Source organism: Tomitella gaofuii (assembly GCF_014126825.1).
GTDB classification, from domain to species: Bacteria; Actinomycetota; Actinomycetes; order Mycobacteriales; family Mycobacteriaceae; genus Tomitella; species Tomitella gaofuii.
Window position 1 is genome coordinate 62,619 of record NZ_CP059900.1, and the last position, 22,122, is coordinate 84,740.

At 70.6% G+C, this 22,122-nt stretch carries 27 protein-coding genes and 1 pseudogene; 13 read left to right on the plus strand and 15 right to left on the minus strand.

The features are described 5' to 3' along the window. Positions 1-538: 538 nt before the first annotated feature. Together H4F70_RS00270 and H4F70_RS00275 are read left to right on the plus strand one after the other, a co-directional pair. The gene (locus H4F70_RS00270; protein ID WP_182358569.1) at positions 539-847 is read left to right on the plus strand and encodes a DUF4193 family protein; all 309 of its coding nucleotides are present in this window, start codon (positions 539-541) and stop codon (positions 845-847) included. Between the two features lie 160 nt (positions 848-1,007). Continuing rightward, complete coding sequence (locus tag H4F70_RS00275; RefSeq protein WP_182358570.1) at positions 1,008-1,382, plus strand: EthD domain-containing protein; 375 nt, start codon at positions 1,008-1,010, stop codon at positions 1,380-1,382. Positions 1,383-1,473: 91 nt separating this feature from the next. On the opposite strand, the gene H4F70_RS00280 is transcribed toward H4F70_RS00275, so the two are convergent. Next, positions 1,474-1,863, minus strand: a complete 390-nt coding sequence (locus H4F70_RS00280; protein ID WP_182358571.1) for a hypothetical protein — start codon at positions 1,861-1,863, stop codon at positions 1,474-1,476. Between the two features lie 296 nt (positions 1,864-2,159). On the opposite strand from H4F70_RS00280, the gene H4F70_RS00285 reads away from it, so the two are divergent. Together H4F70_RS00285 and H4F70_RS00290 are read left to right on the plus strand one after the other, a co-directional pair. Then, positions 2,160-2,321 carry a hypothetical protein gene (locus H4F70_RS00285; RefSeq protein ID WP_182358572.1) on the plus strand — a complete coding sequence of 54 codons (162 nt, stop codon included), beginning with the start codon at positions 2,160-2,162 and terminating at the stop codon, positions 2,319-2,321. A 195-nt stretch (positions 2,322-2,516) separates the two neighbouring features. Then, on the plus strand, positions 2,517-2,804 hold the full coding sequence (locus H4F70_RS00290; RefSeq protein WP_182358573.1) for a hypothetical protein: 288 nt from the start codon (positions 2,517-2,519) through the stop codon (positions 2,802-2,804). Positions 2,805-2,877: 73 nt separating this feature from the next. Here H4F70_RS00290 and H4F70_RS00295 read toward each other — a convergent pair whose 3' ends face one another. Then, positions 2,878-3,645: an AraC family transcriptional regulator gene (locus H4F70_RS00295; RefSeq protein WP_182358574.1), complete on the minus strand. Its 768-nt coding sequence runs from the start codon at positions 3,643-3,645 to the stop codon at positions 2,878-2,880. Positions 3,646-3,731: 86 nt separating this feature from the next. On the opposite strand from H4F70_RS00295, the gene H4F70_RS00300 reads away from it, so the two are divergent. From H4F70_RS00300 to H4F70_RS00310, 3 genes are all read left to right on the plus strand, one after another. Then, a complete protein-coding gene (locus tag H4F70_RS00300) occupies positions 3,732-5,054 on the plus strand; it encodes a CynX/NimT family MFS transporter (RefSeq protein ID WP_220471745.1) in 1,323 nt (440 codons plus the stop codon). 302 nt (positions 5,055-5,356) lie between these two features. Further along, on the plus strand, positions 5,357-6,472 hold the full coding sequence (locus H4F70_RS00305; RefSeq protein WP_182358575.1) for a YeiH family protein: 1,116 nt from the start codon (positions 5,357-5,359) through the stop codon (positions 6,470-6,472). 301 nt (positions 6,473-6,773) lie between these two features. After that, entirely contained in the window at positions 6,774-7,367 is a 594-nt protein-coding gene (locus H4F70_RS00310) for a hypothetical protein (protein ID WP_182358576.1), read from the plus strand. A 179-nt stretch (positions 7,368-7,546) separates the two neighbouring features. On the opposite strand, the gene H4F70_RS20760 is transcribed toward H4F70_RS00310, so the two are convergent. Further along, positions 7,547-7,669, minus strand: coding sequence for a hypothetical protein (locus H4F70_RS20760; RefSeq protein WP_268968346.1), 123 nt, complete (start codon positions 7,667-7,669; stop codon positions 7,547-7,549). Between the two features lie 687 nt (positions 7,670-8,356). On the opposite strand from H4F70_RS20760, the gene H4F70_RS00315 reads away from it, so the two are divergent. Beyond that, the gene (locus tag H4F70_RS00315) at positions 8,357-9,334 is read left to right on the plus strand and encodes a universal stress protein (protein WP_182358577.1); all 978 of its coding nucleotides are present in this window, start codon (positions 8,357-8,359) and stop codon (positions 9,332-9,334) included. Positions 9,335-9,368: 34 nt separating this feature from the next. On the opposite strand, the gene H4F70_RS00320 is transcribed toward H4F70_RS00315, so the two are convergent. Then, complete coding sequence (locus H4F70_RS00320) at positions 9,369-10,610, minus strand: YihY/virulence factor BrkB family protein (RefSeq protein ID WP_182358578.1); 1,242 nt, start codon at positions 10,608-10,610, stop codon at positions 9,369-9,371. Positions 10,611-11,059: 449 nt separating this feature from the next. On the opposite strand from H4F70_RS00320, the gene H4F70_RS00325 reads away from it, so the two are divergent. Further along, complete coding sequence (locus H4F70_RS00325) at positions 11,060-11,284, plus strand: hypothetical protein (RefSeq protein ID WP_182358579.1); 225 nt, start codon at positions 11,060-11,062, stop codon at positions 11,282-11,284. A 320-nt stretch (positions 11,285-11,604) separates the two neighbouring features. Here the strand turns inward: H4F70_RS00325 and H4F70_RS00330 are convergent, their stop codons facing one another. The 6 genes and pseudogenes from H4F70_RS00330 to H4F70_RS00355 form a co-directional block, all read right to left on the minus strand. After that, positions 11,605-11,757: a hypothetical protein gene (locus tag H4F70_RS00330; RefSeq protein ID WP_182358580.1), complete on the minus strand. Its 153-nt coding sequence runs from the start codon at positions 11,755-11,757 to the stop codon at positions 11,605-11,607. Between the two features lie 32 nt (positions 11,758-11,789). Next, a complete protein-coding gene (locus H4F70_RS00335) occupies positions 11,790-12,074 on the minus strand; it encodes a hypothetical protein (protein WP_182360572.1) in 285 nt (94 codons plus the stop codon). A gap of 62 nt (positions 12,075-12,136) precedes the next feature. After that, on the minus strand, positions 12,137-12,718 hold the full coding sequence (locus H4F70_RS00340; RefSeq protein ID WP_182358581.1) for an Asp23/Gls24 family envelope stress response protein: 582 nt from the start codon (positions 12,716-12,718) through the stop codon (positions 12,137-12,139). Further along, complete coding sequence (locus H4F70_RS00345; protein WP_182358582.1) at positions 12,715-12,957, minus strand: DUF6286 domain-containing protein; 243 nt, start codon at positions 12,955-12,957, stop codon at positions 12,715-12,717. The genes H4F70_RS00340 and H4F70_RS00345 overlap by 4 nt, the downstream gene beginning before the upstream one ends. 515 nt (positions 12,958-13,472) lie before the next feature. Continuing rightward, positions 13,473-13,778 (minus strand): annotated as a pseudogene (locus H4F70_RS21025) (Asp23/Gls24 family envelope stress response protein); the annotation flags it as partial. Continuing rightward, positions 13,759-13,938, minus strand: coding sequence for a DUF2273 domain-containing protein (locus H4F70_RS00355; RefSeq protein WP_182358583.1), 180 nt, complete (start codon positions 13,936-13,938; stop codon positions 13,759-13,761). The pseudogene H4F70_RS21025 and the gene H4F70_RS00355, both read right to left, overlap by 20 nt. Before the next feature lie 223 nt (positions 13,939-14,161). Here H4F70_RS00355 and H4F70_RS00360 point away from each other — a divergent pair, with 223 nt between their 5' ends. Continuing rightward, on the plus strand, positions 14,162-14,332 hold the full coding sequence (locus tag H4F70_RS00360) for a hypothetical protein (RefSeq protein WP_182358584.1): 171 nt from the start codon (positions 14,162-14,164) through the stop codon (positions 14,330-14,332). Here the strand turns inward: H4F70_RS00360 and H4F70_RS00365 are convergent. The 3 genes from H4F70_RS00365 to H4F70_RS00375 all read right to left on the minus strand — a co-directional run bounded on the left by H4F70_RS00365 (position 14,329) and on the right by H4F70_RS00375 (position 15,474). Beyond that, entirely contained in the window at positions 14,329-14,625 is a 297-nt protein-coding gene (locus H4F70_RS00365; RefSeq protein ID WP_182358585.1) for an Asp23/Gls24 family envelope stress response protein, read from the minus strand. The two genes, H4F70_RS00360 and H4F70_RS00365, sit on opposite strands and share 4 nt — an antisense overlap. Before the next feature lie 8 nt (positions 14,626-14,633). After that, positions 14,634-15,137 carry an Asp23/Gls24 family envelope stress response protein gene (locus tag H4F70_RS00370; RefSeq protein ID WP_182358586.1) on the minus strand — a complete coding sequence of 168 codons (504 nt, stop codon included), beginning with the start codon at positions 15,135-15,137 and terminating at the stop codon, positions 14,634-14,636. Positions 15,138-15,273: 136 nt separating this feature from the next. Then, complete coding sequence (locus tag H4F70_RS00375) at positions 15,274-15,474, minus strand: CsbD family protein (RefSeq protein WP_182358587.1); 201 nt, start codon at positions 15,472-15,474, stop codon at positions 15,274-15,276. A 168-nt stretch (positions 15,475-15,642) separates the two neighbouring features. Here H4F70_RS00375 and H4F70_RS00380 point away from each other — a divergent pair, with 168 nt between their 5' ends. Together H4F70_RS00380 and H4F70_RS00385 are read left to right on the plus strand one after the other, a co-directional pair. Next, entirely contained in the window at positions 15,643-16,305 is a 663-nt protein-coding gene (locus H4F70_RS00380; protein WP_235681257.1) for a response regulator transcription factor, read from the plus strand. 214 nt (positions 16,306-16,519) lie between these two features. After that, entirely contained in the window at positions 16,520-17,335 is an 816-nt protein-coding gene (locus H4F70_RS00385; RefSeq protein WP_182358588.1) for a hypothetical protein, read from the plus strand. 185 nt (positions 17,336-17,520) lie between these two features. On the opposite strand, the gene H4F70_RS00390 is transcribed toward H4F70_RS00385, so the two are convergent. Continuing rightward, on the minus strand, positions 17,521-19,491 hold the full coding sequence (locus tag H4F70_RS00390) for a hypothetical protein (RefSeq protein WP_182360057.1): 1,971 nt from the start codon (positions 19,489-19,491) through the stop codon (positions 17,521-17,523). A 110-nt stretch (positions 19,492-19,601) separates the two neighbouring features. After that, positions 19,602-20,678, minus strand: a complete 1,077-nt coding sequence (locus tag H4F70_RS00395) for an ATP-grasp domain-containing protein (RefSeq protein WP_235681615.1) — start codon at positions 20,676-20,678, stop codon at positions 19,602-19,604. A gap of 489 nt (positions 20,679-21,167) precedes the next feature. Between H4F70_RS00395 and H4F70_RS00400 the strand changes: the two genes are divergently transcribed. Next, positions 21,168-21,962, plus strand: coding sequence for a hypothetical protein (locus tag H4F70_RS00400; RefSeq protein ID WP_220471746.1), 795 nt, complete (start codon positions 21,168-21,170; stop codon positions 21,960-21,962). The last annotated feature ends 160 nt before the right edge of the window (positions 21,963-22,122 follow it).

A 22,122-nucleotide genomic window follows, 5' to 3' on the forward strand; every position in this document is an offset into this window, starting at 1 on the left:
CGTCCTTCCCGGCGAGGGTGATCGTGCGTCCCCTGCCGAATCTAAAACCGGTGTCGTAGAGACGCAATGAACGTTCTCAGGCACCAGGACGGGCCTGTCCCAGAAGGCCTGCTGCGTCATGGCCTGTCGGCTGCTGTGCATGTCCACGTGGCCGCCGTTGGCGCGGAGTGGCCCGTGCCAGGCTGGGCCGGCGCCGAGCCGCAGCACCGCACCGCATAGAACACAGATCGGCCAGTCGCGGTTGCCCACCGCCATCGGCTGCGGGCGGCGATGACCTCGACAGCCGCAGCGGCCGTGCGGAAGCGCCACAGCCACGCCCGCCCAGGACAGGCCAGGCCAGCGACGCCAGGGAATCGGGACCGAAAAGCGCCGTCATCGATTGGCAACGTTAATCTCGGTCCGCCGTGGCCATGACACCCCAGCCTGTACCGGAGCTGGCAGCGCGCATACGTGTACGGCGGCGTGGTAGACCGTCATGTCGGCGCGCAGCGCCCCCCTTTGACGCCGCCGCGGCGGCCTTCGAGAGAGGAAACACACTATGCCCACCGACTATGATGCGCCGCGACGCAGCGAGGAAGGCGCCGGTGGCGAAGGTGCTGGCGAGGATGTCGGCGGGCCGCTTGCCCGCCGGCCGCAGTCGTCGTCTGGGGACCTCGACGACGGGACCATGGTCGAATCGTACGAGTTGCCCGGCGCGGACCTGTCGGGCGAGGAGTTCTCGGCCACGGTCGTCCCCCGGCAGGACGGCGAGTTCGTCTGTGTGGGCTGTTTTCTCGTGCAGCACCGGTCCCGGGCCGGGCAGGTCAACGACGATGGCACAATGCTGTGCACCGACTGCGCCGGATAAGCCAGCCCCGCGGCGGGGTGCCCCGCGGCCCGTCGGGCCCGACAGAATGGCAGTGATACGACATCCCCGCAGGCCACCCGGGTCCTGCGCATCCGCGCCGCCATCACCTGTGTGCCCGGCATCGCTCGGGGCATGCACTTGACGTTGGAGTGGAATAGCAATGACACCTACGCGCACCGTGAAGGCGATCGCGCTGCTGGCCCGCCGTCCGGAGTGGACGCGGGACCAGTTCATCGTGCACTACGAGAATGTGCACGTGCCGTTGGTGCGCCGCGCGTTCCCGCAGATCCGCCGGTACCGCCGCAACTTCGTCGACTCGGGCACAATGTTGCCCCCGGGAGGGCAGGGGCCGGGTTTCGATGTGCTCACCGAGATGTGGTTCGACTCGCGCGCCGACTATGACGCGATGCTCGCCGCCCATGCCGACCCGGCGGTGGGCGGCCCGGTAGCCGAGGACGCGGTCCGGTTCATCGACATGGACAAGACCATCCAGTTCCTCGTCGACCTCCGCGGCGATACCGATACCCCCGTGTGAATCGTCACGCGTGTGCTGCCGGGCAGGGCCACGCGCTCTGAAACCGGATGCACTGGGGAAACCGTGTCGCCGACCGTGTCCAGGGGGAACATCACAGCGGCACCACGGCGCGGACACTGGGCGGCCGACGCAGGAGGTCGATCCTGCGGCAGGCCGCCTCGGCGACCGTGTCACGGTGCCGCTGTGACCCGTCGCCGCGCGTGCCACGACCGGCCTCACCGCTTCCGGCTGCGGCCGGTACCGTCACTACCGTGGGGGTCGGGCCGCCCCATTCGGCCCGACCCCCACCCGCCACCGCTGGGCAGGGGCGGGCCTTGTCACCGGCGTCGTCGCGAATGCGGGTGTAGTAGCGCACCGCTTCGTAGCGGGCATCGGTCAGATAGGGCGGACACGGTCGGTTGCCGCGTTCGTACAGGCCCCAGACGTGAGCTGGATGCCGCGGCCCGATCGCACTCGATTCCAGCGATGCGCCCGTGCGCATCGGCTGATTCGCAGACCCGACAGGAGAGGCCCGGCGGTGCAGGCGCGGCGGTCGGCGCGGATGCCGGCACCGTCGATGTCGGTGCCCTCGCGGCGTGCTGCCCTACTGCGATCCGGCGGCGCAGCCAGGCGAGGGTGTCAGGCTGGCCGATCGCCAGTCTCCGGCCGACGACGGGCGATGTCGGGCCGAATCCTGTGGTGTTGCCCGGAATGCCGTGGTCGATAGGGTGCGGACATAGGATGCGGTGACGTCCTTTTCCGGCGATCGGCGCCGGTACAGGGGTAAGGAGAGTGGTTATGGGTTCGATCGGTGACTACATCGTCGATATCAATAAGGTGCTGTTCGGCTCGATCCAGGGGTCGCTCGGTGCGGCCGGGTCGGACGAGCTGGGAGCATCGATTTATAAGGCCGCCCAGGACTTCTACCATGGGATCGGGCTCGACAGCCTGCGCGGCTAAGCATTGCCCGACGGCGGAGAGGGGCCGGCACATCGGGGTGCCTGCCCCTCTCCGCGTCCTCCGGGGGGGGTGGCCACGGGGGCGGCCACGGCGGATCGCACGGGTGGGCGTTCGAGCCGGGGTTGTCGATGCCGCCGGGGACAGTCCCATCCGCTGCGTGTGTACGGCCTGTGCGGCAAAAGGATCGACGTCGCCGTGGGCGACGCGGCCGACGACGACTTCTGGGCGCGGCTGGTGCGTTCGGACACGGTGCGCATCGTGGTGTTGGCCATGCGCGCCCGGCACACCGACATCGACGCGTTGGACAGTTTGCGCAGCGCTGGCTACGGGGATGTGACGGTCGCCGCGGTGGCCTCGTATCGGGCGAACGTCGAGGAACTCGGAGCACTCGGGTTCGACAGGGTCGTCCGCCTGTATGACGGCGCCGGCGAGACCCTCGCCGGCCAGGCCGTAATCGCCGTACGTCCGGGGGAGCCCGTCTGAACACCAGCGTTGCGGTGCCGCACAGGTACGTGGGGGGTTCCCGGGCCGCGGGACTCGGCGCTTGCGTGGCTGGTCAGCCGGGGGCTTGTGGCCGGTGCACGTCGCGTTGGTATCCGCCCGGGGTCTGTCCGACGAGCGTGGTAAACGCGGCGATGAACACGCTCGGACTCGACCAGCCGCAGCGGAACGCCACATCGAGCACCGGGGTTCCTTCCGCGAGCATCACCAGCGCGTGGTGGATGCGCAGCTGCGTGCGCCACTGGCGATAGCCCATGCCGGTCTCCGCGTGGAACAACCGGCTGAGCGTGCGTGCCGACGCGCCGACCCGGCGCCCCACCTCGTCGAGTCCGACCGGTGCTGACAAGTCGTCTTCGACGATGCGGGCTGCCGCCCGCAACCTGTCGTCGCGCGGTTCGGGCAGGTGCAATGGCTGTTCCGGCGCGGCGAGGGCGTCTTCGACGATCACGGCGCGCAGCAGCGTCCGCATCGACGCCGCCCGGTCGCTGCCGTCGGTGAGCGCGAGCAACGCCTCCCGTACCAGCGGCGTGACGACCAGCACCTTCGGCTGCGGCGCCAACGAGGACGCCGCCTGCCCGGTGAGGAACACGATCCGCATGTCGGTCGCCCCGTGCGCACGGTGCTCGTGGTCGTAACCGGCCGGGATCCACACCGCACGGTTCGGCGGCGCGATCCACAGGCCCGCCGCGGTGACCAGCGACAGCACCCCCGACGCCGGATACACCACGTGCCCGTGGCGGTGGCGGTGTGCAGGGGTGCGTTCGTCGTGGCCGAGCAGATGGTTCTGCTCCGGCCGCAACACGTCGTGGCGGGAAATCATCATCGAGTGTCACTATAACGGTCGAATGCCGACCGGGATGCTGCCTACCGTCGTCGTGTACCCACTGGCCGCACCCCTGTGAGGAGCGCATGTCCACCACCGAGCAGATCGACATTCCCGGCACCGACCCCGCCATGCTGCGGCCGGGCGGCGGTGGGCCGGCCGGCGTACGCGGTTCCCGCCGGCGGGCCGGCGCGGCAGTGCGCCGCCCGGCCGCCGCCGCGGTCCTCGGTACCGGGTTGATCCTGATCGGCCTGAACCTGCGCATCGGTGTCGCGGCGGTCGGCCCCGTGCTCGCCGACATCCGCGCGAGCCTGGGCCTGTCGGCGAGCGTGGCCAGCCTGCTCACGACCATCCCGGTCGTCGCGTTCGGCGTCTTCGCCTTCGGCACCCCGGGCCTGTCGCGGCGGATCGGGATGCACCGGCTGCTGGGGCTGACGATGCTCGCCCTGGCTGCGGGGATCGTGCTGCGCCTGCATTCGAGCCTGGCGGCCCTGTTCGCCGGCACGATCCTCATCGGCGCGGCGATCGCCATCGGCAACGTGCTCATGCCGGCCGCGATCAAACAGGACTTCGCCCACCGCACCGGGCTGATGATGGGCCTGTACTCGACCGCGCTGTTCGTCGGCGCCGCCCTCGCCTCCGGGCTGACCGCGCCGATCCTGCCCGCCGTCGGCGGCCAGTGGCGGGCCGCGCTCGCGGTATGGGCGATCCCTGCGGTACTGGCGCTGCTGGTCTGGATCCCGCAGCTGCGCCGCACACCCGAACGCGCACGCACCACCCCGACCCTCGCCGACGGCCCGGACGCGCCCGGCGAACCGCCGATGCGGGCGCTGCTCACCGACCCCACCGCGATCGCGGTCACCGCGCTGATGGGACTGCAGTCGATGGGCTACTACGCCATGCTCACCTGGGTGCCGTCGATCCTGCAGGATGACGGCATGGACGCGACCAGCGCGGGCTGGATGCTGTCGTATTCGGCGTTCCCCGGCATCGCCGCCGCACTGTTCACCCCGGCCCTGGCCCGGCGCATGCGCCCGGCCTGGCTGCCGGTGCTGGCGTCGGTGGTGCTGACCGCGCTGGCCTACACGGGCCTGGCCTGCGCCCCGGCCACCGGCACCTACGTGTGGATGACGCTGCTCGGCCTCGGTCAGGGCGCCGCGATCAGCCTGTCGCTGACTTACATCGTGTGGCGCTCCCCGGACACCCACCACACCGGGCACGTGTCCACGATGGCCCAGGGCTTCGGCTACCTGTTCGCCGGCGCCGGCCCGCTCGCGATGGGCGCCGTGCACACGGCCACCGGCGGATGGGCCGTCCCCTTGCTCGTGCTCGGACTCCTGCTCGCCTTGCAGCTCGCGGCCGGCGCCATCGCCAGCCGCGACGTCCACGTGCGCGCACGGAGCCGGTAAACCGACACGCCGGCCCCGGCCGACGCGAGATGGATGCTGGACGCCCAGCCGGTCGCCGAATCGAAAAAAGGGGGTGTGGGGAACCTCGAGGTGGTGCGGCGCCCACGTGTGGGCAGTTCAGGAGGACTCGGGGAACGCCGACCAGGCATTTGTTGGGGGGCGAGGATGCAGGTGGCCGGCATCGATCGGGCACGGGGTGTGGCCACGGTCCCACAGAGTGGCACCTGCCCATGCCGTGTAGGCATGGGCAGGTGCGGTTTCGAGGCCTACTGGTGGCGCGCACTCCCTCGCATGGTGGTGCCATGAGGAGAAGTGATGTGGAGGCCGACCCCGATCGGTATGCGCGAGACGTTCGCGATTCGGTGGCGGGCGGGCACGGCGCGGCCGATCGTGGTGTGGCCGTGTTCGGGCGGCGCGCCGCCGCCGCCGGCGCCGCGGTGGTCCCGGGGCTGGCGGTTGTGGCGGCCGCGACCGGGGTCGCGATGCTGATCGGCAGGTTCATCCCGACCGTGAGCCCGCTGTTGATCGCGATCGTGCTCGGGGCGATAGGCGCGAATGTGGTGTCGTTGCCGCGCCGGATCGAACCGGGCTTGACGTTCTCGGCCAAACGGCTGCTGCGTGTCGGTGTCGCGCTGCTCGGTCTGCAGCTGGTGGTCGGCGACGTCCTGGCACTCGGGTGGGGCGTGATCGCGGTGATCGTCGCGGTCGTGGCCCTGGGCATCGTCGCCACGATGTGGGTCGGCGCGCTGCTCGGGCTCACCTGGACGCAGCGGCTGCTGATCGCGTGCGGGTTCTCGATCTGTGGGGCCGCCGCGGTCGCGGCGGTGGACGGTGTGGTCGATTCCTCTGAGGAGGAGACGATCACCGCGATCGCGTTGGTCGTGATCTTCGGGACCGTGATGATCCTGGCGATCCCGCTGCTCACCGACCTGTTCGGCTTGTCCGATGAGCAGGGCGGGCTGTGGGCGGGCGCGTCGATCCACGAGGTCGCGCAGGTTGTCGCCGCCGGCGGGGCGGTCGGCGGTGGGGCGCTGGTGATTGCGACGGTCGTCAAGCTCGGGCGGGTGTTGATGCTCGCGCCGGTGCTGACGGTGCTGGGCCTGGTCCAGCGCCGCCGCATGGCCGCCGGGCGGGCGGCCGGCGCCGCGGGGGCCAAGCGTCCGGCTCTGGTGCCGTTGTTCGTGGCCGTGTTCATCGCGTTCGTGGCGCTCCGTTCGACCGGGATAGTCCCGGAGTCCGCGCTAGCGGTGGCGGAGGTGTGCGAGACCGTGTTGTTGACCGCGGCGATGTTCGCGTTGGGCACCGGGGTGCGGATCGCGACGATGAAGAAGGTGGGGCCGAAGCCGTTCGTGTTGGCGTTGGCGTCCACCGTCTGGGTGGCGGCGATCGGGTACGTCGGCGTCCTGCTGGTCAACTAAGACGCGGGACACCTGCGGGCGGGTGCGGTGGTCCCACGTGTCGCCGGCCTGCTGCGCGAGCATGCGCCGCCGCACGAGCCCCCGGCCGTGCTTTTCGGGGCCGGGGCCGCCGATCGTTGTCGATCGCGGGTATTCAGTACGCTTCATAAATGTCGTACCCCCTGGGTACAGTGCTTCACGCCACGAGTTGCGGACTCCGCGACCGGGCGAGGGCCGCCGCTCGTGGGCGTCACGACACATCCGGCGCTGCGCGTGCAAGGCGCGCAGCGCATTTGTTCCACAGAAAGAGGTTGTACCGCGTATGCGTACCTTCCGTACTTCCCTGCTCGCCGGCGCCGGCGCCGGCGCCGGCGCCGTGGCACTGGCCGGGGGCATCATCGCCCCGGGGATCGCCTCGGCCGCCGACGGCGGGACGACCGACTCGATCAGCCCGGACAGCCGGGTGACTGTGTCCGCGACCGGCAACGACGACTGCACGGTCGACTTCACGCTGAAAGCCACCGATAGCGACACCGCGAACTGGGTGGCCGATTACCGCGTCGACGGGGAAGACCCCACGATCGAGAGCACCGGCGACGCGTTCTTCAACGTCTACCACCCGGTGGTCACCAACCAGAAAGACGCGGCCGAGGCGCTCAACGGCCTCGAAGACCACGACTACAACGTCGGCGTGAACACCCAGCAGGTAGATCTGAGCAGCTACGGCCCGGGGGAGCACACGGTCACGTTCAAGCTCTACCGCGGCCCGAGCGCCGGCAACTGGGGCGACGAGGAGAAGCAGACCGGTGAGATCACGGTCACCTGCGCGGACGACCAGGAGGACGGCACCGGCAGCCTCGGATCGCTCGACGTGTTCGGCAGCCTCGGCAGCATCGCGGGCATCTTCGAGTCCTGATCTGATCGAGAGCGCCGTGCCCCGTCGCCGCTGGCGGCTACAGGAGACAAGCACGCGGCGCCACCGCGCCGTCACGGCCCGCCCGCCCACGTTATGCACGTGAGCGGGCGGGCCGTCGCTTGTGCCCCGGGACGAAGGCTCTGTGGATGATGTCGTGACCGGTCGACCCGTCCGCCATTTCAGTATCGGCGAAAGCCGGTCGTTCGGCCGGGCAGGCGGATGCGAACCACGCCGAGAAGCTCGGCGTGCCGTAGCAGCGGCGCGAGATCGGGCAACGTCGTGACGACGAACGCGTCAAACACGCACGTGGGCTACCCGGCCATCACCCCGAGACAACTCGCCACGTCGCCGCTTGACGGCAATACGAGCATCCACCCTGCCGGACTCAACGTTGACCCGTCGGCCGACGGGTCAACTCCGAGTTCCGCTCGGTGCCGACAAGGCGAAAGAACGCAGTATCGACAGTTGCGGCACTCAGGGGCTCCGACGCCGCGGGCGGGGTTGTTCTGCTGGTCAGCTGCCGCCGAACAGCAGATCGCCCAGCGGGGCGAGGACAGCGTTGATGATGTTGATGCTCGTATCGGAGAGGCTGGTGGCAGCAGTGGGATCGTTTTGCAGTGAGCCCATGGACGAGCTCCTTCCTCGATGCGGTGCGCCAGTGCCGAGCAGCGGGCGCTGACAGCGACGATACGGGGACGGGGCTCTGCTGGCTGCCTGTCTCCGGTTGGCGGTATCCCGCGAGGTGGCGGAGTGCGGGACGAGCGCCTGCAGGGGCGTCACCGGCAGTCGGCCCGGGTATGCCGCGCTGGTATCGGCCTGGTCGAACGCGATGCGGATGCGCCGTTGCAGCTCGCGCTCGGCGGCTCATTGCATATTCGCACGCGTGACCACGCTGATACGCAACGTCCAGGAGTTCGCGTCGAGCGCGTTGACGCCGTGCGGTTCCGGGGCGGAGCAGGCCGGATTTGGTTGGCTCTTCGGTTGCGGCCTTGTGGCGGTCTCCAGCGCGACGCGGCTGTATGGCCAGGGCGGCCGGCTCGGTTTACCCTGATGCGCATGTCGTGTGCTGTGTGCTGCGGAAAGCCGGTCTGGTGAGTGCCGTGTGGCCCGTGGTGGTCGGTATCGATGGTGCGCACCAGGCTGATCATGCCGTCCGGTGGGCGGTGCGATATTCGGCGCGCCGCGGCGTACCGGTACGGATCGTGGTGGCGGCGCCGCCGCGACCGGCCGCACGGGTCATGGACCGGCTCCCGGGACGGCTTTTTCGCCGACTCAACGTCGACGGCGACGCAGTCGCCGCCCGCGCGCTGCGTATCGCCGCCGAAGCCGCACCGACGGCGCCGGTGACTGCCGAGGTGGCCGCCGGGACGGTCGTGAAGACGCTGGTCGAAGTGTCGAAGTCGGCGCACACGCTCGTGCTCGACGGGCAGGGCCGCGGACGCATGGGACGCGCCGTGGTCGGCTCGCTCGGCACGACGATCGCCCGGCTGGCCGATTGCCCGGTCGCGGTCGTGCGGACACCCGGCGGCGAGCCCGGCGCTGGGGCAGCGGCCGGCCCGGTGGTCGTCGGGGTCGATGGCACCGCGTCGGGAATACCGGCGCTCGATACCGGGTTCGCCGAGGCCGCCGCGACCGGGGCGCATCTGGTCGCCGTGCACACCTGGGGCCATGCGGGGGCGACCTACTTTTCGGCGCGGGATGCGGCGCGGTGGCAGGGTGAAGCCAGCGCCGAACAGGCGGTGTTGTCCGAGCGGCTCGCCGGATACAGCGCCGACTTCCCGGATGTCGTGGTGCAGAAGGTGGTCACCACCGGGCGGGCGGCCGAGACGTTGGCCGCGTGGGCGCCGACCGCCCAGTTGGTCGTCCTCGGCTCGCGCCGCGGCGGTGGCCGCACCGGCATGGCGTCGGGGTCCACGGTGGTCGCCGTGTTGCGCGCGGCCCGGTGCCCGGTGATGATCGCCCGCTGACGACCTGCCCGGCCGCAGCAGCCGGCCTGAGGTTCTAACGGTCGCCGTCCCGGGCGTCATCGGGCGGCGGCGAGGTGCGCGTCCTGGGCCGGTGCAGCGGCGCCGTCGGGGTCTCGACGGCACCGCGCGCATCCGCGGCCTCGCTGCTGCCTGTGTCTTCAGCATCCGTGCAGGTCGCCGAAACTTCGGCGCCGCTGTCCGCGCGGGTATCACTTCCAGCGGGTGCGTCGGGGGGCGTGTCTTGCCGAGTATCAGTTGTGGTTGTGGTGGTGTCCGGTCGCGGCTCGGGGCTGTCCGCCTCGTCCGGGGCAGTCAGCCGCGTAGTGACCTCCACGTTGTGGGCCTGGGTTTCGCGGCGCGTGTAGGCGCTGTAGGCGCGTACGTCGGCGCGGGTGGTGGCCTGGGCGGACAGGCTCGACAGGCCCCGCGGCCAGAGCCGGTCGCTGCGGACGACGTTGATCTCCGCGCAGACCATGGTGATCTGGGCGAGCAGGTAGAACCAGAACAAGAGCCCGATCACCACGGCGAACGTGCCGTAGGTGCCGGTGGCGCCTTGGACTTTGTGGTTGACCAGGCTGGTGCCGATCTTCTGCAGCGCGAACCACGCCAGTGCCGCCGCCGCCGCCCCGGGGGCGGCGTCCCGGAAACCGACCGGGGCGACGGTGAGCCGCCGGAACAGGTAGGTGAACACGGTGAAGTTCATCGCCAGCCCGAGTGCCGCGGCGAGCGTGGCGCCGGCGGCGCCGATACGGAGCCCGTACGATGCGGTGCCCGAGACCACGCCCTGTAAAAAGGTGGTGGCGATCAGTCCGCCGCCGCCCACGGCGACCAGTTCGATGCTGCGCACGATGCGCGGGACGAAGCCCGGCCAGGAGGTGCGCGGCACCGCGTAGATGGTGTTGAACGCCGTCTGCGCGGTCTGCGCGACCCCGAGTCCCGACCAGAGCGCAAGCGCCAGGCCGGTGATCAGTGCCAGCGGGTTGCCGGTCAGCGGGCGTACCGCGCTGTGTTCGCCGAGGAGCGGGAACTCGCCGAGCGCCGAGGAGAACACCGTGTCCTGCAATTCCGGCGAGCCCGCGAGCACGTAGCCGAGGATCGTGGTCAACGCCAGCAGCAGCGGAAAGATCGAGAAGAACGCGTAGTAGGCGGTCAATGCGGCGAGGTTTCCGGCCTGGTCGTCGCCGAATTTCTTGATGACCGCGAAGCTGAACCCCGCCCACGGGTGCGCCCGCTGAAAGCGGTCGACCCGGTCGATCAGCCGGGTACGTGCGCTCACCGGGGGCCACCCGCCGCCGCGGTGTGGTGCGGCCCAGCGGCCACGGCGCCGCCGCCGCCGGGCGATACACCGGATGCTGCCCTCATGTGCGCGGCCCCTTCGTGTGACCCGGACGGACACTGCTGTTACCGGTGAGACTGTCACCAGGCGGCGGGCCGGGCAATGCGGACACGCCGGATGCGGGCACCGACCACGCGACTGTGCGCTGCGTGAACCGCAGATCAGCGCCGGCCCGCGAGCACCCGAGTCTGGCGTGTTGCTCGGTGGAGCCGCCGGGAGTGTGCCAGTGTCGACACGCAAGGATCTGTGCCCGCGGACGACGACGGTCCATGGCGCGTGGGACGTGTAGAAAGGCGGCTGCCGTGCCCCGCCCTGGACACAGTGCCCGCGGCGGAGACGGTCCCGGATCGGCCGGGCGACACCATCACACACGATCGGAGATACTCGAAATGAACTCCTCGGCTCAGCACAAGGCGCAGGACCTCAAAGACAGCGCACTCGAGCAGGCCCACGCGGCGCAGGACACCGCAGGGCATCTCGCCGCCCGTGCCCGTGACGCCGCCACCGACGAGCACGGCACACTCAAATCCGCTGTCCCCTCCGGCGGCGTGCTGATCGTGGTCCTCGCGGCGTTGTGCGCTGTGGCGGTCGTCCTGCGGGCGCGGCGGCGCTGACCAGCGCCGGTCCGGGCAGTGGCGACGGGTGGGTGGCCGGCCGTAATCGCCGGGGCGATCGTCGGCGGCCTGGCCGCGCATGTCATCGTCACGAGAATCCGACGAAGCCGCCCCCGTCCACGACATGCCAATGCCCCTGTGATCGCCGGCTGACGGGGGCTCTTGTCCCGCGCCACGTCCGTGACGGTCGGTGTCGTGCTCAGTCAGCGACGCTGCCGGTCACGGGGCCGGGGACTATGTTCGCAGCGGCGGCCGTGGTCGTCGGCGCGGGATGGTTGTCATGCCACGACCGGGCCGAAGTGGGTGGGCACGTCGTTTCGTTACTGGGACGTCCGCAGCGGAATGTCCTTGCTGACAGCGGCCGGCGGGTCGCCGTCCTCGGCGGGGCCGGCAAACATGGTGGCGAGGTGCTGCTTGATCTGCGCGGTGCTCAGGTGCGCGCCGGTTCGTGACGGGGTGTGTTGAGTGGCCATGGGCTGCCTTTCGTTGCTGTCCGGGGGCGGGTTTACACGGGGGTGGGGTCGTCGTTGTCGTCGTGGCGGCGTCGGCGGCGCCGGTATACGGCGGCTTCCTCGTCGGTGGTCTCGGGTTCGAGTGGGTCGTTGTGCCACCGGTAGCGGATCGCGACCATCAGTGCGCCGCCGGCGGCCAGGCCCACGATGGCCGCGGTACCCCACGGCCATGCGGCGGCGCCGTCGGGCCGGCCGAGCATCACCAGCCATACCCCGCCGGCGGCGATGCCCAGCAGGAGCAGCGTCCAGGCGGCGAGTCCGGGGAAGTTCTGGCGCACGTGCGGTGTCCTTTCGTTGTGGTGTCCCGTCAGGTTAGCCGGGGACCGTGCGGCCTGGCGGTCTAGCGGACCGGGCGGGTCTGGCCGCGGCGGCGGCCGGTGTGCAGGTGGATGCGGGTCGGCGGCGCAGTGTCGCCGAACATGTCGGCCAGTTCCGCACGGGTGCGGGCAGCGGCGCGGGCTGCTGCGGGCAGATCCGCCGGCGCGGCGAGGTGTGCGGCGATATCGATGGTGAGCGTGCCGCGGTCCCGGCGGATCCGGGCGTGGGCGGCGCCGATGGCGGGGTCGGCTGCCAGGGCGGCGGCGGCGCCGTCGGCAAGGATGCGCACGCTTGCAGTCAACCGGCCCTCCGGCCCGGTGCCGGGCAGCCGGACCGTCGTCCGGCGGGGTACGGGGATGTGGCCGAGCAGCCAGCGCAGCGCGAGCAGGCCGATCAGCACCCCGCCGATACCCGCGGCCCACGGCCACCACGACCGCCCGGTGACATCGGTGATGGCGTCGATCGAAACGCGGTCGGGCAGCCAATCGGTCCACCGGGGCGGCCAGCGCGTCGCCCAGCCGATGAGCACGAGCCCCCCGGCGATCGCGCCGAGCCCGACGACCGCGGTGGCGATGCGGTCCCATGCCGCCATCAGCCTGCTCATCGGTGCACCTTGTCGGGGTGCACGGCGGCGTCGATACGGACCTGGCCTGCGATCGGGGCGAGCCGGTCGGTGAGGGCGTCGGTGATCTGCGTGCGCACGGCGGCGGTGTCGGCGTCGACGGTCCGCGCGGTGACTGTGATCTTCTTGCGCGTCGCAGTCGCAGCGGCGCCGGTGACCGCGGGCACTGCGCGGGCGATGTCGCCGGCCAGCCGGGCGGCGTCGACGGGCCGCAACCACACGCGGCGGCCGTTGCGCGGCTGGCAGTATCGACACCGGCGTCGGTGTCGTCACTGCCGACGCGGTCGGTGTCGGGTTCGGCGCGGGTGTCGGCGCACGTGTATACGGCGATGGCGGTACGGCGGCGGGGTTTGACCGCGATGACGAGCAGCCACACCCCGCACGCTGCGGCGGCGGCGCCGACGACGCCCCACCACGGCTGCGGGCGGGCGCCGTCGGCGGCATCGGCGAGCGTGCCGAGCCAGGACGGTGGCGGACGCCCACCCGGCGTGCACGATCGCGTTCTTTGTACCGCGGCGATGGCGGCGGCGAGCACGAGCAGTGCCCCGATGATCCGGCGGGGGCGGCCGCCGCGGCGGCCACGGGGGGCCGCGGCGGCGTGCCGCGGGCGCGGCCGTGGTCGGAGGCGGGGGACGCGGTCATGACACCTCCTCGTGTCGGCGCCGCCGGCGGGCAGTATCTGCGCTATGGCGATGTCGACGCCGTCGACGGCGAGTCCGGTGAGCGTCGTCAGATCGCGGGCGACGGCGTCGCGTACCGCGGCAGCCGCCGGCCCGGCGGGGGTGGGCCAGGTCAGCGCGATGCGCACATCGGCGTGCACGTGCCCGGCCACGATGGTCGCATCGATGCGCGGCAGCCCGCGGCCGGTGAATCGTCCGGCCGTGCTCGCGTGCGGGAGGACCCCGTCGACGCCGGTGGCGGCGCGGGCGGCGATCACGGCGACGACCTTGTCGCGGATCTCCAGGCTGCCGCGCTCGCCGGCACTTGTTGCGGCGAGCGGGACAGGGCCGGGCGGGCCGTGCTCAGCCACGGCCCCGACCACGGGTGAGGGCGCTCAGGTCCAAGTCACCGTCGAAGTGTGCGCCGATGATCCCGCCGAGTGCGCCGAGGACGATAGCGAGCAGAAATGCCCACCACCCGCCGGTGGCGGCGGCGATCGCTAAGAGCAGGCCTGCGATCAGGCCGATGGTCGACAGTTTCATGGTGTCCTCCTGATGGCGCCCCGGCCGGTGGGCGGCCGGGACTTACAACTGCGCGAAGCGCCTACTGCCGGGCCAACCGCGGGGCAGTCGCGCCCGCCCTGTGCGGATGCCGCGGCGCACCCGGGCCGTAGCGGCAGTGCGCCGCCGGTGCGCCGCCGCGGCCCGGGGACGTGTGGCGGCCGCCGGGGCGGGGACACCGTAGGCGGCACCGCGTGGTGGGGCCGTGGTCGGCGGCCATGGCCGCCGCGAACGCGTCGGCGTCGCCGCCGTGGTCGGGGTGCAGCGCGCGGGCGAGGCGCCGGCGTTCGGCGCGCCGGGCGCGGGCCTGGTCGTCATCTCGCATGGTCCCATTGTTCCGCCTTCCGCCACGGTGGCGCGCGGTATCGCCGGCTAGGGCATGTCGGTGGGCGCTTCGAGGTCCTCGACGATCACGTCGACAGGGGCGGCCGCCAGCGGTGTCACCGCGTCGCGTACCGCGTCGGCCACCGCGCACACGTCGCTGTAATAGGCGGCGATGATGTGGACCTCGACCCGTCCCTCGTCGTCGAGGCGCACCCCGGGGACGCGCCGGCCCGGAAGATAGGTGGCGACCTCGTTGAAAGCGCCGCCGTCGAGTCCGACCACCCCGGGCACCGCGTGGGCCGCAGCGGCGATCCGGTCGGCCAGCTCCCCGGTGACCTCGGTCATCGCGGGCCTCATTCGACCCGGGTCGACTGCTCGCCGTCGCCGTCGTCCCCGTCGTCCTCGTCGAGGTGTACGTCGTGCACGGTGATGTTGACTTCCGTGACCTCGAGGCCGGTCATGCGTTCCACCGAGGCGATGACGTTGCGGCGCACACCGGACGCGAGATCGGCGATCGCCACGCCGTATTCGACGACGAGGTCGATATCGATGGCGGTCTGGCGTTCCCCGACCTCCACCGAGACGCCCTGGGACAGGCTGGCGCGCCCGCCCGGGATGCGCTGCCGCAATTGGCCCACCGCCCGCGACGCGCCGCCGCCGAGGTCGTAGACGCCCGACACCTCGCGGGTGGCGGTGCCGGCGATCTTCGAGACCACCACGTCGGCGATCGAGGTGCGCCCGTGCTCGCTGGCCAGCGCGGAGTCCGCGGTACGCGTCACCGCGCCGCCCACACGCCCGCCGTCGCCACCGGGCCGAGTCCCGGCTGCCGATGTTGTGGTTTCTTCCTTCTCACTCATCGCAGGGCCCTTCCTGTGTGTCGGTCGGCCGGCCGGGCAAGGAACCCGTTCCGGCCGTGGTCAGCCTGTGCGCCGGCCGTGGCACGTGCGAATGCCGGTGGGTTCCCCGGCGCCGCGGAAACGAAACACATGGTGTTCAGTGTTCGCCGGTGATCTTGTCGGCGATCTCGTTGGCCTTGTCCTTGGCCTTCTCGACGCCTTTCTTCACCCCCGAGGACGCCTGGTCGCCCTTGCCTTCGTTTTTGAGGTCGTCATCGCCGGTGGCGGCGCCGGCCGCTTCCTTGCCGCGGCCCTTGAGCTCTTCGGCCTTGTTGGTGAACTTGTCCTGCACTCCCATGGTTTCCTCCTGATTGATGACGTGGATGCTGCGGGGCGTAGACGGCTCGCCGTCGGCCTCGTCGTGGGCCGTGGCGCGTCCCGCGGGCCATGAGAACGACGCTACGCGCCTATTCGTGGGTATCGCTTCACCCCTAGGGGTGATTTGTGTGGGGGTAGTGTGGTCGGTGTGAGTGGTATTCGGGTGGCGTTGGTCGATGATTACGAGGTCGTGGTCCGCGGGCTGGCGGTGATGCTGCGGACCTACCGGGACCGGGTGGAGATCGTCGAGTTAGACGCGAACACCCGTGTCGGCGGCCGTGTGGACATCGCCTTGTACGACTCGTTCGCCAACCCGCAGGGCGACCGCAGCCAGGTGCGCGCGCTGGCGGCCAATCCGCTGGTGGGCAAGGTGGCGGTGTATTCGTGGAATCTCGATGCGCTGCTTGTCGAGTCGGCGTTCGCGAACGGGGCCAGCGGATATCTGGCCAAGTCCCTTCCCGCACGGCAGTTGGTCGCCGCCCTCGAGGAGGTCCACCGGGGTGTGCGGCAGGTTCATGCCGGTGTGCCGGGCACGAAGGTGGTCGTCGGCGACTGGCCGGGCCGCGAGGAAGGGCTGACGCAACGCGAAGCCGAGGTCCTCGCGCTGATCACCCAGGGGCTGAGCAATAGTGCGATCGCCGAGTGTGCGCACCTGTCGATCAACTCGGTCAAGACCTATATCCGCAACTGTTACCGGCGGATTGGGGTGACCAGCCGTGCGCAGGCCGTGCTCTGGGGCGTCGAGCACGGCTTCCGCCCCGACCGCGCGCGCGTTGCCCACCCGCCGCAAGGCCCCGGCGCGCAGCAGTAGGTCTGGCTTCGGTGCCTCCTTCCGGCCGCGCCGGCCGGGCCGTCGCACTCGAGTGGCCGTCACGGTCGGACTTGCGCATTTCTCACGCATAAAGAGGGCATTTGACCGGTATGTTTCAGTCGGTTTAGATAGACGGACCGGCGAGTCGTCGATTGCGGACGGGCCGCCGGGGTCGGGAGGTTCTGTCTATGCCGCAACGTGGAAACGAGAAGTGATGGATCTGAAGAAAATCGCCGCAGCAAGCTTCGCCGGCCTGGCCTCGGTGACCCTGGCGGTCGGCGCCGTGGGCACCGCCGGCGCAGCCGGTAGCCTGGCGGGCCTGGGCAGCTCGGGCGCTTTGGGCAGTGCAGGTGCGCCGGGCACGAGCTGCGGCACCACCGTGGTCACCCCCGACACCCCGGGCCTGTGGTCGACTCCGGGCGACGAACACGGACCCGGATTCGCCGAGGTCGAGGGCGCGCCGCTGGGCACGGGCGCGCTGACCCTGGAGAACAACGCGCAGGGCACGTCGTTCTACCGGACGGTCGGGACGCCGCTGGCGGACCTCGTCGACGATTCCGGGACGCTGACGGACATTGCCTACGACTACACCGCGACGAACGAGGCCACACCGGCCGCGTCCAACACCCCGGCGCTGCAGCTGCGGGTCACCGGTGCCAGCACGGTGGACGAATCCGGCGTGCATTTCGCCACGATCGTGTGGACCCCCGAACCGTCCGAGGGGGAGTGGACGACCGCTACCCCCGGAGATAGCGATCAGTTCTGGGTCACCCGCGACATCGTCGACGATGCGGGAGAGGTGGTGCTCGCACGCGGCGCGAAGACGACCCTGGCACAGATCGTCGAGCTGAACCCCGACGCCACCCTCGAGCAGATTGGGATCCAGCAGACCAAGGAAAACCAGTCCACGGATGTGGCGGTCGACAACTTCGTCTTCGGCTGCGAGGTCACCGACTTCGAGCCGACCGGCGCAGACGCCGGCGGATCGCTGGCCGGATTGTTCGGCAGCCTCGGCTCGCTCGGCGACTGACACCCGGTAGTTCGCCTTTTTGGACACGGCGTTCGATCGGCTCCCGGCACACTGATTCGTAGGGGCCGATCGAGCACGGCCACCCGCATGCGTATGCGTGGACACGCCGGCCGGCACCGCCCAGCGTGTCGGCGGCGTCGGCGCACTGGTGGCCGGGGCGATACAGCAACAGGTCAGGTCGGGTGTCAGGGGGATGCGGCGGTGTCTCCGAGCCTGTCCACGCCCCAGCTGCGGTGGATATAGCCGGTCACCGTGTCGATTTCGGCGCGGGTCACCGACGCGGGCTCGCCTTGCTCGAGAACGTCGAAATGGTAGATGTAGAGCCGCGAGGCGAACTGTTCGAAGCTCAATGAGCCCTCGCCGAAGCGTTCTCCGTGTCCGGCGGTGCTGACCACGACGCCGTCGCCCCAGTCTTGGCCGCTGTCGTTGTTGGGGTTGTAGAAATACACGCGCATCACCGCGTCCGGGTCGAGCGCGACGCGCAGGATGGTGATCGCGTGCCAGCCGATGAAGCGGGCGGCGCTGTCGGTGACCGCGACGCCCGCCGGTTGCGGGTGGATCACCGGCTGGTTGCCGTTGTGCAGTGGGTGGTAGCTGCCGTAGAAGTGCCGGAGAAAATCTTCCAGGCCGGTGATCCGGCCTGTCGGCACGTCGACGTTGATGCGGAAGCCGCGCCCGGACCACCAGCCGTGGAACTCGGGGTTGACCCACCGGTGCGGATCGCCGCCGCGATCCGCGCACCGGCGGATCATCTCCGCGTAGATGCGGTCGAGGTGCGGCACCACCAGCAGTGACACCGCGTCGAGGTCCACGGGGAGCGCGGCCGCGACCCCGGCGGCGCTGTCCTGTGAGGATAGCGGCCGTCCTTCGAAGTGCATGACGATCTCGTCGTCGCGGGCTGCCCAGGTGATGGTTTGCAGCAGGTAGTCCGGGTCGTTGTACGCCCACATCGACAGCGCGCGCGCCGATTGGCAGGTGGGGTTGTCGCCCTGGCCGATTCCCAGGGGTTGGCCGAGTACCGACAGCGTCCCTGCGAGCAGCCGTGTGCCCGCGTCGAGCCCGGTGCCGTAGGCGGCTTCGAGTCGGGCGCGTGCCTGGGGACACAGGGTGAGGGAAAGCTGCCGCCACAGCGCCGGGGCGACCGGCGACTGGAACAGGATGCCCCGTTCGAGCAGGAGCGCCAGGCCGTAGAGGCATTGGGCGGTCTCCGGGTGTACGGCCGCGTCGATCAGGGCGCCGACCAGTTCGTGGTAGCACAGCAGGCTTTCGCGTCCCGTGCTCGACAGGCCCAGCGCGTCGCCGAGCAGCAGCCGGCCATTGTCACGGATGAACCGGACCAGCACCGCGTGATAGGGCGAGACCAGCCCGGTGTCGTGCATCGAGCGGGCGAATCCGCTTGCCTCGAACGCGAGCGCTCCGTCGTCCATCGACGCGAGACGCTGGCGGTACACGGCGACGCCCGGATCTTCACGGCAGGCGTCGGTGGTGCCGTACAGGCTGCTGATCAGCCGGTCCGCCCCGATGCCGCCGCTGCCCAGGTCGATCTGCGGGTCGGCGCGCGCCGCGGCGATCTCGGTGATGGTCGCGGTGACGTGTTCGACCTGGATGGGGCGTTGACGCAGGATCCGCCAGATCTCCTCGACCAGCTCGTCGAGCACGCCGGCGTAGCCGATCTCGCCGGCGATGTGCCGCAACACGCTGCGCGTGACCTGTGCGAGTGTGCCCTGGCGGGCGCGCTGCGCCTCGGTGGGTGCGGTGAATAGCAGCGACGAGTTCACCGCGAGGACCTGCGCAAGATGTTGGTGTGCCTGCGCGGCGGTCACCGCCGGATGCGTATAGGTGCCTGCGGCCACTGCGGCCAGGCGAAGGTCGCTGGTCAGCTCCAACACCACGATGTCGCTGTTCGCATCGCGCAGCGAGCCGCGGCTCAGCGCGGGTAGGAGCTGGTGCGGCTGGTCCCAGTCGGTGCCGGCGAAGATGCCCGACGCGTCGATCTCGGCGGCGCGGGCCTGGATCTGGGCCGGCCCGCCCTCCTCGCGTAGCGCCAGGCGCAGCCCGTCGAGGACGCGGCGCGTTTGGGTGGTGGTGGCCAGGCCGCCGGCGCGCGTGAGCTGCTCGGTGGCGGAGGAAAGTCCGGCAAGCCGCTTGCCCAGCATGGTGGCCTGCGGGCGGTCGTCACTGTCCACCGGTGCCCCGTCCTGTCGTTATCGAATGCCGTGTGCGCGACCGGCCCCGCCGTGCGTGCCGCGGCGGATGGTGCGTGCTGCTAGATGTAGAAGTCGAGGTCTTCTTGCTGCCGCAGCACCTCGCGCATCGTGTACGGGTCGTCACCGAAGAAGTACACCAGACCCCAATGCGTGCCGAACGCGGTGCGCTTGGTGACCGTCTCCGCGAGCGGGGCTGTGAGCTCGTGCGATTCGAAGTACGCATGGTCCTCGGTGTCCTCGGGCAGCTGCAGACGGCTGACCACCCGCAGCCGCGGGTACACGCCGAAGCACCCGGCATACCCGTTGGCGTCGACGATCTCGCGGGGGAAGAATCCGGCGATCTCGTCGGCGGTGGTCTTCGGGTCGAACGCCATAACGAGCGCCTGGTATCCGTTGAAGCCGTAGACGCGCTCGAGGAGCTCGAACACCTTGAACCCGGGCGGCCGGTAGGCCACCTCCCCGAAATACATCTCGCCGTCGCTGGTCACGAAGTATTCGGGGTGCACGAAGCCGAAATCGATGTCGAAGGTCTTGATGAGCTTCTCGACCTGCGCGGTGATCTGGGGCCGGTACCGCTCAAGATCCGGGGAGGCGGGCACGAACACCGAGTACCCCAGGGTCACGTATTCGGAGATGTTGAGGAAGGCGATCTTGCCGTCGTGGATCCATGCCTCGACGGCGAACTCCCAGCCGTCGAGGTGCGATTCCATGAGCACGGGGAATTCTTCGTCGGGGATCGTGTCCACCTCGTCGGGGGTGCGGATCACGCGGTGTCCCAGGCAGCCGGCCTTGTCGAACGCTTTCAGATGGATCGGGTCGCTGGGGTCGCCGTCGAGTTTGAGCAGCGTCTGGTTCACCCTCTTGAGGAAGCGGACGACGTCGTCGCGTTCGTGGGCTTCTTCGAAGATGCCGACCCGGATGCCGCCGAGTTGCGCGCGGCGCTTCATCAGCGCCTTATCGCGCAGCAGCAACGCCTGGCCGAACAGGCGTGGTTTGTCCATGAGCACGGCGTTGATCGCGCCGGCCCACTCGACGGTCTCCTCGAACAACGGGATCGCCACGTCCACGCCCAGGTCCTCGAGGGTGTGGGCGATCTCCATGGAGCGGTCGTTGAGCCGTTCGAAGTTCCATGGCACGTACGGGATGCCGTGCTCTGCGCAATAGTCCTGCGCCCACTCGGGTGCGACGATCACGTAGCGCCGGTCGAATCGGTCGACCGCTTCGACGGCGCCGGGCGCCCATCCGAGCAGCGCCACATAGCCCTTGTCCGGGTTCCGGCGCTCCGGATGCGGGTCGACAGCGGTGTGCGCGGGCCGGCTGCGGGCCGGCGCCGGGTCGGCGGACGATTCGGGGTGGGTCTGTGTCGTGGGATTGTGCATGCGCCGCCACCTCCGAGTGTGCTGGGAAACGATCATGCACCGGGCGGGGGCCGGCACGTCTTTCACGGTACGCACGCTTGGCCGCCCGCCGGGGCGCTCCGGTCCCCGCCGCTTCGCGCAGAGGCGCCGCGTCCGCGTGCAAGCCGATTCGCTGTCGGCCCATCCACGGCGCGCGCCGCTGCGAATGCCTCGTATACGGCCGGGCGGGAAGACGTCTCGCCGCGCCGCCCTAGGAGGTTAATTCCGATGCGTACCACCACAGCCGCACTGGGCCTGCTCGCCCCCGCCGCCGCACTCGCACTGCCTTTGACCGTGGGCATGGCGGCGACGGCGTCGGCCGACACGCCCACCATGTACCAGGCGATCCTCAATCCCCTCAACGACTCCGGGGCGGCCGGACAGTTCATGATGAAAGTCGACGGGGACCAGGCGCAGATCTCCGAGCACGTGTGGGGCCTGGCGCCCACCTTCCAAGGCGGCGCTTACCCGCACGTGCAGCACATCCACATCGGCGGGCAGGGCACCTGCCCGGCCCCGAGCGCCGACGCCAACGGCGACGGGATCGTCGACACCGCCGAAGGCAAAGACGCCTACGGCGCGGTGAACACGACGCTGAGCACCACCGGCGACACCAGCGCGAAGGCGGCGACCGACGTCACGACCGCCCCGGGCGGCGGCGAGTTCGAGTACTCGCGCACGATCACCTTGTCCCCGGAGACGTTGAGCGCACTGCAGGACGGCACCGCGGTCGTGGTCGTCCACGGCCTCGACCCGGCGGGCCTGTCCGAGCAGGCCGCAAACGCGAAGTCCAATCTTGCACCGGAGCTGCCGCTGGCCGCGACCGCCCCGGCCGTGTGCGGGGCGGTCACCGCCTCGCAGATGAGCGCGATGCCCTCCGGCGGCGTCGACACCGGCGGCGGGGCGAGCGCCGGCATCGAGGATGCGTGGGTGTTCGGGATCGGCGGCGCATCCCTGCTGGCCGCCGGCGGAGCACTGGCGGTGACCAGGCGCCGCGGCGCCGCGGACGCGCCGCGGAAGTAGCCCCGCCATGCGCCACGTCACGCAGTCCCAGGCCGGCCGCCGCCGGCGCGTGTGCGCGCTGGTGGCCGCTGTCGTGCTCGCCGTAGGCGGGATCGCGGCGATCGTCATCGGGCTGCGGCTGCAACAGTCGCCGCCGCAGCCCCCGCGGCCGCGGCGGCGG

What these genes read in the sequence shown, in the direction of transcription:
- H4F70_RS00325 (WP_182358579.1), top strand. Translation starts at nt 11,060, where the DNA reads ATGAACTCCTCGGCTCAGCACAAGGCGCAGGACCTCAAAGACAGCGCA.
- H4F70_RS00300 (WP_220471745.1), top strand. Translation starts at nt 3,732, where the DNA reads ATGTCCACCACCGAGCAGATCGACATTCCCGGCACCGACCCCGCCATG.
- H4F70_RS00305 (WP_182358575.1), top strand. Translation starts at nt 5,357, where the DNA reads ATGAGGAGAAGTGATGTGGAGGCCGACCCCGATCGGTATGCGCGAGAC.
- H4F70_RS00280 (WP_182358571.1), bottom strand. Translation starts at nt 1,863, where the DNA reads ATGCGCACGGGCGCATCGCTGGAATCGAGTGCGATCGGGCCGCGGCAT.
- H4F70_RS00285 (WP_182358572.1), top strand. Translation starts at nt 2,160, where the DNA reads ATGGGTTCGATCGGTGACTACATCGTCGATATCAATAAGGTGCTGTTC.
- H4F70_RS00340 (WP_182358581.1), bottom strand. Translation starts at nt 12,718, where the DNA reads ATGAGCAGGCTGATGGCGGCATGGGACCGCATCGCCACCGCGGTCGTC.
- H4F70_RS00400 (WP_220471746.1), top strand. Translation starts at nt 21,168, where the DNA reads ATGCGTACCACCACAGCCGCACTGGGCCTGCTCGCCCCCGCCGCCGCA.
- H4F70_RS00355 (WP_182358583.1), bottom strand. Translation starts at nt 13,938, where the DNA reads ATGAAACTGTCGACCATCGGCCTGATCGCAGGCCTGCTCTTAGCGATC.
- H4F70_RS00375 (WP_182358587.1), bottom strand. Translation starts at nt 15,474, where the DNA reads ATGGGAGTGCAGGACAAGTTCACCAACAAGGCCGAAGAGCTCAAGGGC.
- H4F70_RS00270 (WP_182358569.1), top strand. Translation starts at nt 539, where the DNA reads ATGCCCACCGACTATGATGCGCCGCGACGCAGCGAGGAAGGCGCCGGT.
- H4F70_RS00385 (WP_182358588.1), top strand. Translation starts at nt 16,520, where the DNA reads ATGGATCTGAAGAAAATCGCCGCAGCAAGCTTCGCCGGCCTGGCCTCG.
- H4F70_RS00390 (WP_182360057.1), bottom strand. Translation starts at nt 19,491, where the DNA reads ATGCTGGGCAAGCGGCTTGCCGGACTTTCCTCCGCCACCGAGCAGCTC.
- H4F70_RS00275 (WP_182358570.1), top strand. Translation starts at nt 1,008, where the DNA reads ATGACACCTACGCGCACCGTGAAGGCGATCGCGCTGCTGGCCCGCCGT.
- H4F70_RS00330 (WP_182358580.1), bottom strand. Translation starts at nt 11,757, where the DNA reads ATGGCCACTCAACACACCCCGTCACGAACCGGCGCGCACCTGAGCACC.
- H4F70_RS00310 (WP_182358576.1), top strand. Translation starts at nt 6,774, where the DNA reads ATGCGTACCTTCCGTACTTCCCTGCTCGCCGGCGCCGGCGCCGGCGCC.
- H4F70_RS00370 (WP_182358586.1), bottom strand. Translation starts at nt 15,137, where the DNA reads ATGAGTGAGAAGGAAGAAACCACAACATCGGCAGCCGGGACTCGGCCC.
- H4F70_RS00295 (WP_182358574.1), bottom strand. Translation starts at nt 3,645, where the DNA reads ATGATGATTTCCCGCCACGACGTGTTGCGGCCGGAGCAGAACCATCTG.
- H4F70_RS00365 (WP_182358585.1), bottom strand. Translation starts at nt 14,625, where the DNA reads ATGACCGAGGTCACCGGGGAGCTGGCCGACCGGATCGCCGCTGCGGCC.